The organism is Gordonia sp. QH-12, assembly GCF_001578675.1.
GTDB classification, from domain to species: Bacteria; Actinomycetota; Actinomycetes; order Mycobacteriales; family Mycobacteriaceae; genus Gordonia; species Gordonia sihwensis.
The window spans coordinates 253,500-264,451 of record NZ_KQ969284.1 but is presented as its reverse complement, the minus strand read 5'-3'; the positions used below and the strand labels follow the sequence as shown (position 1 = coordinate 264,451).

General features: G+C 68.4%; 10 protein-coding genes and 1 pseudogene. 4 read left to right on the top strand and 7 right to left on the bottom strand.

The window, feature by feature from the left end:
* Nucleotides 1-25: 25 nt before the first annotated feature.
* A pseudogene (locus Y710_RS04625) lies at nt 26-427 on the bottom strand (DUF222 domain-containing protein); the annotation flags it as partial.
* 52 nt (nt 428-479) lie between these two features.
* Nucleotides 480-1,916, bottom strand: a complete 1,437-nt coding sequence (locus Y710_RS04620; RefSeq protein ID WP_006896146.1) for an aminotransferase-like domain-containing protein — start codon at nt 1,914-1,916, stop codon at nt 480-482.
* A gap of 125 nt (nt 1,917-2,041) precedes the next feature.
* On the opposite strand from Y710_RS04620, the gene Y710_RS04615 reads away from it, so the two are divergent.
* On the top strand, nt 2,042-2,683 hold the full coding sequence (locus Y710_RS04615) for a pyridoxamine 5'-phosphate oxidase family protein (protein ID WP_006896145.1): 642 nt from the start codon (nt 2,042-2,044) through the stop codon (nt 2,681-2,683).
* Here Y710_RS04615 and Y710_RS04610 read toward each other — a convergent pair.
* A complete protein-coding gene (locus tag Y710_RS04610) occupies nt 2,605-4,212 on the bottom strand; it encodes an adenylate/guanylate cyclase domain-containing protein (protein WP_062366540.1) in 1,608 nt (535 codons plus the stop codon). The genes Y710_RS04615 and Y710_RS04610 overlap by 79 nt on opposite strands.
* Nucleotides 4,213-4,224: 12 nt before the next feature.
* Complete coding sequence (locus Y710_RS04605) at nt 4,225-5,511, bottom strand: adenylosuccinate synthase (protein WP_006896143.1); 1,287 nt, start codon at nt 5,509-5,511, stop codon at nt 4,225-4,227.
* A gap of 152 nt (nt 5,512-5,663) precedes the next feature.
* Between Y710_RS04605 and Y710_RS04600 the strand changes: the two genes are divergently transcribed.
* Both Y710_RS04600 and Y710_RS04595 read left to right on the top strand, forming a co-directional pair.
* Nucleotides 5,664-6,260, top strand: coding sequence for a hypothetical protein (locus tag Y710_RS04600; RefSeq protein WP_231875674.1), 597 nt, complete (start codon nt 5,664-5,666; stop codon nt 6,258-6,260).
* Complete coding sequence (locus Y710_RS04595; RefSeq protein WP_006896141.1) at nt 6,257-7,036, top strand: site-2 protease family protein; 780 nt, start codon at nt 6,257-6,259, stop codon at nt 7,034-7,036. The genes Y710_RS04600 and Y710_RS04595 overlap by 4 nt, the downstream gene beginning before the upstream one ends.
* 40 nt (nt 7,037-7,076) lie before the next feature.
* Here Y710_RS04595 and Y710_RS04590 read toward each other — a convergent pair whose 3' ends face one another.
* From Y710_RS04590 to Y710_RS04580, 3 genes are all read right to left on the bottom strand, one after another.
* Nucleotides 7,077-8,009, bottom strand: a complete 933-nt coding sequence (locus Y710_RS04590; protein ID WP_062366537.1) for a cation diffusion facilitator family transporter — start codon at nt 8,007-8,009, stop codon at nt 7,077-7,079.
* A gap of 64 nt (nt 8,010-8,073) precedes the next feature.
* On the bottom strand, nt 8,074-9,180 hold the full coding sequence (locus tag Y710_RS04585) for an FUSC family protein (RefSeq protein ID WP_039867314.1): 1,107 nt from the start codon (nt 9,178-9,180) through the stop codon (nt 8,074-8,076).
* A 68-nt stretch (nt 9,181-9,248) separates the two neighbouring features.
* Entirely contained in the window at nt 9,249-9,692 is a 444-nt protein-coding gene (locus tag Y710_RS04580) for a DUF3151 domain-containing protein (protein ID WP_006896138.1), read from the bottom strand.
* A gap of 240 nt (nt 9,693-9,932) precedes the next feature.
* On the opposite strand from Y710_RS04580, the gene Y710_RS04575 reads away from it, so the two are divergent.
* Complete coding sequence (locus tag Y710_RS04575; protein ID WP_231875669.1) at nt 9,933-10,901, top strand: Rv0361 family membrane protein; 969 nt, start codon at nt 9,933-9,935, stop codon at nt 10,899-10,901.
* Nucleotides 10,902-10,952 lie beyond the last annotated feature (51 nt).

The window sequence follows — 10,952 nt, the reverse complement described above, 5'->3', positions numbered from 1 at the left end:
CTTACACGGAAAAGTTGACAAGCTCGTGGTCGGCGCCGATCGCACCCTCGCCCACCGCGACCGCGGTCGCCGGCAGTACCGGTGGGCGGGTTTGGCCTTGCAGGTCGGTGAATCGTCCGATGCCGGCGGCGCTGACGCGTCGGCGTCGGGCGGCACCGTCACCGAGCCGCAACCCCTGCGCCAAATACTGATGCACCGACAAATACCCGACCTTGCGGTAGGCGCCGCGGTCGGAGACCTCCACCAGCACCGCGGCGTCGACACCGTCGAGACGACGATGCGTACGCTCCAAGGTCTCGACAGTTTCCAACAGGGCGTCTTCGGTCACCGCGGACAGCGGCAGCGACGCGAACTTGGTCGCCGCAGCCTCCAACAGGCGGGCGAGAGCGGCCGGGTCGTCCGGCAGCAGCACTTCTGACGTGACCATCGAACCCACCCCCTCCACCTGAACAGTGTCCGAGAACACTTCTGCTGTGCTTCTATGTTCGAATCATACCGCCGCCCTCTGACAAAACCTCTGGCACAGCCCGCCGAAGCGCCTCGGCGAATCTCACCGCCGACGCCGGCGTCAATCGTGCGTAGCTGACGACGACCCCGTCCACCGACTGCTTGTCTGCCAACGGGTAGTCGGAGACGGCGCGCACCAGCCATCCCGATCGTTCCAGTCGATCACGCACCTGGGCTCCCGGAACGCGGTCGATCACGATCGTCGCGTGCAGCCCGGCGTCGACGCCGATGATCGGCATCTCGGGACAGCGCTCAATCACCGCCGCCGACAACGCATTTCGTCGATCACGATAGGTGCGGGCGACCTTCGCCAGATGCGTCGCGAGGTGGCCGCGGGAGATGAACTCCGCGAGGGTGCCCGCCACCGGCTCCGCCACCGACCACGCACGCTCGGCGTACCTCCGCCCTACGGCGTCGGACAGCACGCCCGGCGGCACCGTCCACGCGACCGCCAACCCGACGGTGAGCGTCTTCGACGCTGTGCCCACATACCCCACGAATTCGCGCGCACCGGGAAGTGCCTGCAGAGCGGGCAGCGGCGGAACGTCGTACCGGAACTCGCCGTCGTAGTCGTCCTCGATGATCACCGAGCCGGTCCGGCGCGCCCACTCCACCAATCGCGCGCGTCGATCCACCGACATCCGGTGGCCGAGCGGATACTGGTGCGCAGGCGTCGTGTACACCAGGCAGCGATCGTCCGGCAGCCGGCCGACACACACGCCGTCCGCGTCCACCTCCACCGGTTCCACCGAGAAACCGACGCGCGCGAGTTCCCGCTGCGCCTCCGCGTATCCGGGCGCTTCGACGAAGGCGCGCCGAATCCCCGAGTCCCACGCCGCCTCGCCGAGCAGTGCGAACCCACATGACGATCCGGGAGTCAGCAGGATCTCTTCGGCGTGCACCCCTCGATGCCTGCGCAGGTGCTCCCCCAGTGCGGCCGTCAGAGCCGTCGTCCCGGCCGTCGACGGCTCGGGCGTCCACGTCGCCGCCCGCACGCAGCTGCGCCACCGACGCGCGTCGATCAGCGAACCGTCCGGCACCCCGGGCCGCAGATCTCCGATGATCCGCGGAACCGCACCCTCCCCACGCACGACGACGGGCGCCGATTCCTCCGTCACATGCGATCTCGCGCCGAGCCGTACCGCCGCGCGCGCACCGGCACGCACCCGTGTGCCCGCACCGGGGATCCCGTCGAGGAAGCCGGCCGCGATCAGTTCGTCGTAGCAACCGGTCACCACCGATCGCGAGCAGCTCAGTTGCCGGGCCAGCACTCGGGTGGACGGCAGCCAGTCGCCCTCGGCGAGCCGGCCGTCGACGATTGCGGCGAGGAGTTCATCCACCAATCGTCTGCTCCGCACCGGCGTGGGCAGACTGATCGGCAGATGGACGTCCCGGGGAGTCCGCGCCACGACGTCACCTCGCCTTCCGGCGACCGACCTCTGACATCCGAGGCCCGACCACCATCGATACTGGTCTCCAGAATTGCTCGATTCTGGATCTTCTCTCAAGTCCAGTATGGCTCTGTACTGGAGTCATGGAGAACTTGACCCGCAAGCGCGACCGCCAGAGCACCGACCGCGACAGCCTCGACCGTCTCCTCGACCAGCAGTGGTGGGGAGTGCTGTCCACGGCCTTCGGTGAGGGAGGCACCGCCGCCGTACGCAGCGTGCCCACCCTGCATGTGCGCGACGGCGACCGCATCCTCCTGCACGGATCCACCGGTGCCGGAGTGATGGGATCACGCCGCCCCGCCGATCAGCGCTCGGCCTTCTGCGTCACCGCGATGGACGCCCTCGTCCTCGCGAACTCGACATTCGACTCCACCGTGCATTTCCGCTCGGCGGTGGTCTACGGCCGACTGGAGAACGCACGGGCCGACGACCGCGCCGAACTGCTGACCCGGTTCACCGACCTACTCACACCCGGCCGGAACGACGAGGTACGTCCGATGACGAAACGGGAGATCGCGGCCACCAATGTGACGGTTCTGCGGATCGAGGAGGGCGAGTGGGTCTACAAGGCGAATGCCGGCGAGGGCGTCGTCCGCCCCGACGACGAGGTCACCGCGTGGTGCGGCGTGATTCCGTTCACCAGCGGCTACGGGGTGCCGCGCGCGGCCGAATGGTCCTCCGACCGTCCGCTGCCGGAGTCGGTGCGCCGGCTGGTCGGAGTGTAGATCCGTGTCTGAGCCGACCGTCCGCGCAGGACGAGCGCGGTGTGCGGCGACCATAGACGCGCCTCGTCGTCCCCTGCCGCCGCCACCGCCCGCTCCGACGCGAACGGCAGGTGCGGAGCCTCTTTGGCGGCCTCCGACAGTCGTGCGCCCTCGTTCACCGGGTCGCCGATCACCGTGAACTCGAACCGCTGAATCGCGCCGACGTTCCCGGCCACCACGGTCCCGAAGCTCACCCCGATACCCGCCTTCAACTCCGGCACGTTGCGGGCGAGACGATCGGCGATCTCGCGCGACGCGGCCAGCGCTGCGCCCGCGGGATCGTCGATCTCCAGGGGCGCGCCGAAGATCGCCAGGACCGCGTCTCCCTCGAACTTGTTCACCAGGCCCCGGTGCGTCTCCACCGCCTCGACAACCTGCTGAAAGAAGCGGTTCAGCACCGCTACCACCTCGGTCGGTGTGTGCTCGGTGGCCAGTGTCGTCGAGCCGATGACGTCGACGAAGATCACCGCGACGGTCCGCTCGGCGCCGCCGAGCTCCGGATCGCTTCGCAGCGCCTGCGCGGCCACGTCGCGGCCGACGTGACGTCCGAAGATGTCGCGCACTCGCTCCTGCTCGCGCAGTCCCGCGACCATGCTGTTGAACCCGAACTGCAGTTCCCCCAGTTCGGAGGCGTCGTAGACGACGAGGTCGACGGCCGGACTGACGTCTCCGCCGCGGACTTTGCTCATTCCGGCCTGAACGTTGCGGATCGGTCCGGTCACATCCCAGGAGAACAGGAACATCGCGAGCAGGCCGACTGCGGCAGCCACCGCCACCAGCACCGTCACCGAAACGAACACGCCGACCAACGACGAGCGACCGCTGGTGGCCGCGAACAGCACCACCATGAACACGCCGCTCAGCGGGACGCCGGTGCCGATGAGCCACGCACTGAGGGCTCGCGACCGGACGGAGCTGCCGCGCACGGAGAAACCCGCCTGCATGAGCTTGGCGTACACCGGCCGCAGCAGCACGTCGACGAAGATGTTGACGATGGCGATCACGACGATGCCACTCATCAGAACGATGAGCACCACTTTCGGGATGAGGATCGGGTCGACCACGCCGTACCAGATACCCAGCATCACCGCGGCACCCACCCACAGGAGTGCCTGGAGCGCAGTCAGCCGACGGCGCGCCCACGCGGTGCGCCGCGCGTCGTCCCGAGTCGGCACTTGGTCGCGCATCGACCACTTGAGTGACCGGACCGTCATCACCGTGCCGACCAGCACGCCCAGTGCCAGCGAACACACGATGTACACCGGCAGGGCCAGGAAGTTGACCCATACGAGATCGCCGCGCAGGAACGAGGGGTCGGGGATACCGACCAGCGCGAGCGAGATCGCCACCACGATCCCGATCAACTGCGCCCCGACGATGGTCGTCGTCAGGAGCAGCTGGATCCGGATGCGCTGCCTGCGCGGCCCCTCATCGACCGCACCGAGCAGCGTCGACCCGTAGTCGCGACTGAGCCCGCGCGGCTCGTTCATCGAGGTCGCCGGTCAGACGAGCTGATGCCGGACGATCGTCTCGTCACGCCCGGGGCCGACGCCGATGCACGAGATGCGCGCACCCGACAGCTCCTCGAGCCGGTGGATGTAGTTCTGCGCATTCTGGGGCAGTTCGTCGAAGGTACGGCAGCCGGAGATGTCTTCCCACCAACCGGGCATCGTCTCGTAGATCGGCTTGGCGTGATGGATGCCGGTCTGTGTCATCGGCCAGTCCTCCACCCGCTCGCCGTCGACCTCGTAGGCCACGCAGATCGGGACCTCTTCCAGACTCGACAGCACGTCGAGCTTGGTGAGGAAGTAGTCGGTGATGCCGTTGACGCGGGTCGCATACCGCGCGATGACGGCGTCGAACCAACCGCAGCGACGGGCACGTCCGGTGGTCACGCCGACCTCGCCGCCGGTCTTGGCCAGGTACTCGCCCCACTCGTCGAAGAGCTCCGTGGGGAACGGGCCCTCACCGACGCGCGTGGTGTACGCCTTCAGAATGCCCAGGACCGTCGTGATCTTGGTGGGCCCGATGCCCGCGCCCACCGACGCGCCGCCGGCGGTCGGATTGGACGACGTCACGTACGGGTAGGTGCCGTGGTCCACGTCGAGCAGCGTGCCCTGCGAACCTTCGAGCAGCACGGTCTCACCGCGTTCGAGCGCCTGGTTCAGCAACAGCTGGGTATCGGCGATCCGGTGCTTGAACCCCTCGGCCAGCTCCAGCGTCTCGTCCACCACCTGCTGCGGGTCGAGACCCTTGCGGTTGTAGATCTTGGTGAGGATCTGATTCTTGATCTCGAGCGCGGCCTCGACCTTCTGCGCGAGGATCTTCTCGTCGAGCACGTCGGCCACGCGGACGCCCACGCGGGCGATCTTGTCCTGGTAGCAGGGCCCGATGCCGCGACCGGTGGTACCGATCTTGCTGTTGCCCAGGAAGCGCTCGGTGACCTTGTCGATGGCGACGTGGTACGGCATCAGCAGATGCGCGTCGGCCGACAGCATCAGCGAAGTCGTGTCGACGCCGCGGTCCTCCAGCCCCTTGAGCTCGGTGAGCAGAACGCTCGGGTCGACGACGACGCCGTTGCCGATGACGTTCTTGACACCGGGCGTCAGAATCCCCGACGGAATCAAGTGCAGCGCGAACTGCTCGCCGTTCGGCAGGACCACAGTGTGTCCCGCGTTGTTTCCGCCCTGGTAGCGCACCACCCACTGCAGCTTCCCGCCCAGCAGATCCGTCGCTTTACCCTTGCCTTCGTCGCCCCACTGGGCGCCGATCAGCACAATCGCAGCCATATCAGGTGCTCCTCCTAACGTGCCCACCCTACTGGGTCGCGGTCGAAATGTTGGTCCCCGCTGCCGTATAGCCTGGGTAGGTGCCCTCTCTGCTGATCACGGTCAGCCCCGGCGACGAAGTACCGTCCGCCCTGACCCGCCGCCTCGCCGGCCTGCTCGACGACCCGTCGGCCGGCTCCGCCGCCACCGCTTCCGCCGGCGCCGCCCCCCGGATCGTGGTGGCCCCCACCGACTCCGATGCGATGGCGCCGGACGCGTTCTTAGCGCGGGTCGTCGCCGCCCTGATGAAGCTCGAACGTCTCGACGTCGAGGTGGCCTACGTCGCACCGCACGTCACCGCCGCTACCGGGAACTACGGTCTACCGCACGGCGATGCCGCGATGCGTCTCGCCGAAACCGGTACGGCGCAGCAGCTTCCACTCATCCGAGACGATGCCGCGACAGTCCTCGTCGGACGGGCACGACATCTGGGGGCAGCGGGCGAGAAGCTGCACGGCGAGTGCATCGCCGACTCGGCGACGATCTTCGACGGCACCGTCCGCGCGGTGGAGATCGAGCCACTGACCGTCGAACCCGGAGTCCGCGGCCGCCGCGCCCGGGCGCTGCCCGGCGGATGGAAGAGCGGCCGGGCGGTTCAGACCGGAGGCACCAACCTCGTGGTCGAGCGCGAAGGCGAACTGACCGACCGCGTCGTGAAGCGATCCACCTTCTATCGGCATCACATCGACTGGAGACTGGTGCGACCGTGACCACCCCGACCACCGCGGCCCTCAAGTCCGTTCGACCCGGACCGGTGTTCCTCGGGCTGTGCGCGGCCTTCGCCGTCGGCGTGTACCTGCTGCTGCGGTCCGGCGCGGAACGCAGCGCCCTCGGCATGTTCGGCGCCCTGCTCTTCGTGCTGAGCGGATGGGTGATCTCGTTGTCTCTGCACGAGTTCGCGCACGCGTTCACCGCCTTCCGCTACGGCGATCGGTCGGCCGAAGTCCGCGGGTATCTGACTCTCGATCCGCGCAAGTACACCCACGCGGGGCTGTCGATCGCCCTGCCGCTGCTGATCGTCGCGCTCGGCGGCATCGGCTTCCCCGGCGGAGCGGTCTACCTCAACACCGCGGCCTTCACCCCCGCGCAGCGCACCAAGGTGTCGCTGGCCGGCCCGGCGACCAACCTGGTCCTCGGACTGGCGCTTCTGGCGGCACTCGCGTCGACCACTCCCACCACCGCGAACCTGAACCTCTGGGCCGCCACCGCCGCACTGGCATTCCTGCAGTTGTCGGCGACGCTGCTCAACATCCTGCCCGTGCCCGGGTTCGACGGTTACGGCGCGCTCGAACCGCATCTGCCTGCGAACGTCCGTCAGGCGGCGGAGAAGATCGCACCCTTCGGCTTCCTGATCCTGTTCCTGCTGCTGTTCATCCCGCAGCTGAACTCCGCGTTCTTCGGCCTCGTCTACCACGCGTTCGAGGCCTTCGGAATCAGCCCGGCGTTCGTCTCGTACGGGATCCGCTTGTTCGCGTTCTGGCTGTAGGCGCTGCTCCGCACTTCGGGTCGAGACGTTCAGTCCGCTCTCACCAGGTGAGACTTTCGCATTGGGAGCGGTCGCCGGGACGTTCCACCTGGACTGTGGCGTGCTCGAGGCCGCGTTCGGCGAAGACCCGCTGCGCGGCAGTGAGCGCGGCACAGTGATCTCCGGTGCTGCTCAGATGCACCGTCGCCACGTCCATGCCGGTCGTCACCGACCACACGTGCAGGTCGTGCACGTCCTGCACCTCGGGCAGGGCGGCGAGGTCGGCACGCAATTCGTCCAGGTCGACGTGGGACGGCGCCTGCTGGTTCAGGATCTTGAGTGCGTCGAGCGCGAGCTTCACCGCGCGCGGCACCACCCACAGGGCGATGAAGACCGCGACGATCAGGTCCGCATATCCCCAGCCGGTGGTCATCGCGACCACACCGGCGATGAGCACCCCGACGCTGCCAACCGCGTCGGCGAGCACTTCCAGGTAGGCCCCGCGAATCGCGAGCGACGTGCCCGAGTCGGCCCGCAACAGGTACATGACGATCACGTTGGCGGCCAGCCCCAGCAGCGCCACCACGATCATCGGCCCGCCGGGCACCTCCGGATTCGTCCCGAGTCGGACGACGGCCTCGTACAGCACGTAGACGCCGACGCCCAGCAGCAGCACGGCGTTGAGGACCGCGGTGAACACCTCCGCGCGGTACCAGCCGAAGCTGCGGCCGTCGGTCACCCGGCCGTGGCGGGCGAGCAACAGTGCCACCAGCCCCATCGTCAGTGCCACCAGATCGGTCGCCATGTGCCCGGCGTCGGCGACGAGGGCGAGCGAGCCGAACAGCAGGCCGGTGACCAGTTCGACGACGAAGAACGTGCCGATCAGGCCCAGCGACACCACCAGCGGCCAGATCCGCCGGTGCCCCGCGTCCGGTCGTGCCAGGTCTGCCGCGGTCGGGCCGTGACTGTGGCCGTGTTCGTGATCAGTACCCATGACCTCAATATATGCGAACTTTCGCATATATGACAAGAGTGCTGCGTCTGGTGATCTCGAGTACTCATTTGTTCAGGTGCAACTGCGCGATGGCGGACGAACGCTTGAGTCCGGCGACCATCAACAGATCCACCAGAAGCGAGCGCAACTCCACCAGCAGCGCGGCCTCCGAGAGGTCCTCGACGTGGTCGGCCAGCGACGTGCGCGCTCTGCGCACCACCGAGCGCACCTCGCGCGCGGCGTCTGCCGGATCCGGCGGCTGACCGGGCTCGGCGAGCATCATCGCGCGCAGGGTCTCGAACAGTCCGCCGATGTCCTCGATGATGTCGATCATCGGCTCTTCCACCGCCACCCCGCGCTGCGTCAGCCCCAGCGCCCGCCGCGTGACCACGCGGAAGTTGCGGACCGCGTTGTCGATCGGATCGGCGGTCGCGGCGATCTTGCGCAAGCGGTCGCGCGAAGCCCAGTACAGCGGTGAGAGGGTCCCGACCTCACGCCCGGCCAGAATGTCGGCCCGGAGGCCGTCGACGGCGGGCTGGGTGCCACGGGCCGCCGCAAGGACCCGATAGACCGCGTCCTCGTCCCGCGCGCGGAGCGCCTCGGCGAGGTCGTGGCTCAGATCGCGCAGCGTGTTGAGAATGCCCGCGGCGTCGCGGCGCGCCCGCCGAGCCGGATTCACCGGCACCAGCGCCCCCACGAGCAGGCCGATACAGCCGCCCACCAGCGCGTCGACCGCACGCTGATAGCTCGCCGCACCGCCGGGCGGCAGCAGTGTCGCGATGAGCACCGCCGACGACGCCGCCTGGGTCGGGAGCATCGGGCCGCCGTCGACGAACACCGCGAGGGCCATCGCCGCCGCGACCACAACCGTGATCTGCCACGCACCGGATCCGATCTGGGTCACCACCAGGTCGCCGACGAGGATCCCGATGGAGACCCCGACGATCAGCTCCGCCGAACGACGCCAGCGGCGGGCCAGCGACAGCCCGAGGGACACCACCGCCGCGATCGGCGCGAAGAACGGCCGAGCGTGGTGAAGTAGGTCGAAGGCCACGAACCAGGCCAGCCCCGCGGCGATGGCGCACTGCGCGATCGGCACCAGCGACAGCCACAGTCTGCGCACCCGAACGCGCAGGACCGACGGCAGTCGCTGCACGCCCTGCGACCCCAGGTCGCGGAACGACGCCTTGGACTCCGGTTCTTCAGCGGCCTCGTGCACTCACACCACGACCGTCGGTGTCAGTCCAGCCCCAGTTCGGCGATCGCGCGGGGATCGCTGTCGTTCAACAGGTCGAGGCACCGCAAGTACTCGTCCTCCTCGCCGACGGCTTGCGCGGCACGTGCCAGCGCCCCCACACAGCGCAGGAAGCCACGGTTCTCCTCATGGCTCCACGGGACGGGACCGAAACCCTTCCAGCCGTTGCGCCGCAGTTGGTCGAGGCCGCGGTGGTAACCGGTGCGAGCGTAGGCGTATGCGGCCACGACCCGTGCGATGTCCGGTTCGGGGCCGTCCAACGCGCCGTCGAGCGCCGCCTCGGCCAGATGGGCCCAGGCGATCGAGGCCGACGGGTGCGCGGCGGCGACGGCCGCAGGATCGGTTCCGTTCAGCAGAGCCGACTCCGCTTCGTCGTCTCCCGGCAGCAGGGTGGGCGGGGGTCCGAGGAGATCTCCAAATGACGTCACGTAATCATTCAATCACCTGAGTGGGACGCTCCGGAGAAGCTCGAGACCGACAGGTCCGATATCCTGACGCTGCGCGTCTAGCAGTACTGTCCCCGACGAACATTGGAAATTGAGCAGATGTCTGATTCGGACAAAGACACTTCGGCTGCCATCGACAAGGTGGTCGGTGCTTTCCGTGCCCAGCGCGAGCAGGGCAAAGCGGATACGAAGGAAACAGACACGAAGGAAACAGACGCACAGATGACTGCAGAGCCGACCCCGGTCAAGAAGCTCGAGGACGCCCCGGCTCCTCAGGGCGGCGGCAATTCCGAGACGCCCACCAAGGCCTTCAAGATTCCGGCTCAGGCCGCCCCGCAGGGAGCGACGCCGCAGGCGGAGGGCGCACTCGTCGAAGAGACCGTTGTCGGAGACGCGCTCTCGGCCGGCGACGCGGCCACCGGTGACGCGGTGGACGCCGGCACCGACGCGAAGGTCGATCTGGTGAAGGCCGATCTGGTGGAGCAGTCCATCGACCTGCCCGCCGACGATCAGTCCGCGACGCCGACGGCCACCGATGACGAGGCGCCCTCCGACACGGATGCAGCCTCGGCCCCGACCGTCGAGGTCGCCGCCCCGGCCGATCAGCCCGTCGAGGTGCCGGCATCGGAGGCGCCGACCACCGAGATGGCGGTGCCCGCGGCTGTCGCAGCCGGAGCCGCAGCAGCCGGTGCCGCCGCACCTGCGGGTCGGCCCGCACAGGCCAAGCCCGCGCCGCAGGTGGTCGCGCCGGCCGAAACGCAGCGCAAGCGCAGCCGTGGCAAGCTGATCGGCCTCCTCGTCGCCGCGGTCATCGTCATCGCGGCGATCGCGGTCGGCCTCTGGTATGCGCTGGTCGGCAGCTCACCGGAGCACAAGGTGGCCGACGCCGCCAAGGACTACCGGAGCGCGATGACCTCGGGTGACCTCGGCAAGCTGCGCGAGGTGACCTGCGGCGCGGATTACGCGTACTACTCCAAGGTCTCCGACGCCGACTTCCAGAAGGCCTTCGAAGCCCAGAAGAACCGCAATGAGCTGATGACCTTCGACGACGTCAAGGCCGTCCAGATCAACGGTGACACCGCACGCGTCGGCGTCGACATGTACCCGAGCAACGATCCTTCGAAGACCGCGCCCGCGCAGATCACGCTTCACCAGATCGACGGTGAATGGAAGGTCTGCCTGAAGCCGTAACGCCCGCGGTCCCGCACTTCACGAGACGGTCCCCCGGAGCATCGCTCCGGG

Bases quoted from the DNA above. Each gene is read 5' to 3' on its own strand.
- Y710_RS04615 (WP_006896145.1), top strand. From the start codon at position 2,042: ATGGAGAACTTGACCCGCAAGCGCGACCGCCAGAGCACCGACCGCGAC.
- Y710_RS04610 (WP_062366540.1), bottom strand. From the start codon at position 4,212: ATGAACGAGCCGCGCGGGCTCAGTCGCGACTACGGGTCGACGCTGCTC.
- Y710_RS04605 (WP_006896143.1), bottom strand. From the start codon at position 5,511: ATGGCTGCGATTGTGCTGATCGGCGCCCAGTGGGGCGACGAAGGCAAG.
- Y710_RS04590 (WP_062366537.1), bottom strand. From the start codon at position 8,009: ATGGGTACTGATCACGAACACGGCCACAGTCACGGCCCGACCGCGGCA.
- Y710_RS04575 (WP_231875669.1), top strand. From the start codon at position 9,933: ATGACTGCAGAGCCGACCCCGGTCAAGAAGCTCGAGGACGCCCCGGCT.